The 893-nt window shown below is 63.3% G+C and carries 2 protein-coding genes; one reads left to right on the plus strand and one right to left on the minus strand.

Translation table 11 applies throughout. The annotated features are described in order from the left end of the window. A partial coding sequence (locus tag KVT37_RS33630; protein WP_254634395.1) for a LysR family transcriptional regulator occupies positions 1 to 145 on the minus strand: 145 nt, incomplete at its 3' end. Between the two features lie 274 nt (positions 146 to 419). Here KVT37_RS33630 and KVT37_RS31650 point away from each other — a divergent pair. Next, positions 420 to 893 (plus strand): SDR family NAD(P)-dependent oxidoreductase (locus KVT37_RS31650; RefSeq protein ID WP_217578938.1); only part of this gene is annotated, 474 nt, incomplete at its 3' end.

The raw sequence follows: 893 nt of genomic DNA on the forward strand, positions 1-893 counted from the left end.
TGCCGTCGGGGCCGACATCGAGGCCGATACAGGCGTGGCCCAGCACCAGGCCGATCTGGTTCACACCGGGGCGCTCGGCGGCAGCGCGCACCGAGCGTCCGCGCGCGACGGCGAGAAAGTGGCGAACGTCATCCCAGTCGATCATGGTGCAATCCGGCACCGCGCGGTGCGCCTTCCAAAGCCTGTGTCTAACACATCGAACAGCAATACGGGCCGTCATCATAGCCTATGTCGACGAGCGCGGCTCACTTCCGAACGACGGGCATCGATCGTCACGACTGGCGTCAGTCGTCCATCCGGATCGATTTCGCACCACCGATGTGCGTGCTTCCGCACTCAACGCCTGACGCCAGCAGACCTATGTCGAGCTTCCTCGGGGCCTCCCCGAACGGTCAAGGCAGAGCCTGAAAGGAAAAGTCATGGGAAAGCTGGACGGTAAGGTTGCAGTCATCACGGGTGGATCGAGCGGGATGGCGCTGGCAAGCGCCAAGCGGTTCGTTGAAGAAGGCGCCTACGTCTTCATCACGGGCCGTCGGCAGGAAGTGCTCGACGAGGCCGTCAGGTTGATCGGCCGTAACGTGACGGGCGTGCGCGGCGACGCGGCCAATCTCGACGACCTCGACCGCCTGTTCGACACGGTCAAGCGGGAAAAGGGCAAGATCGATGTCCTGTACGCGAGCGCCGGCATCGGCGAAGCCGCTCCACTTGGCGAGATTACCGAGCAGCATTTCGATGCGACCTTCGGCCTGAATGCGCGCGGCACGCTGTTCACGGTTCAGAAGGCGTTGCCGCTGCTCAACGATGGCGGATCGATCTTCATGACCGGGTCGGTTGCCTCGATCAAGGGTTTTCCCGGGTTCAGCGTGTATGCGGCGAGCAAGGCGACGTTGCTC

Source organism: Mesorhizobium sp. GbtcB19 (assembly GCF_019091085.1).
GTDB lineage: Bacteria > Pseudomonadota > Alphaproteobacteria > Rhizobiales > Rhizobiaceae > Mesorhizobium.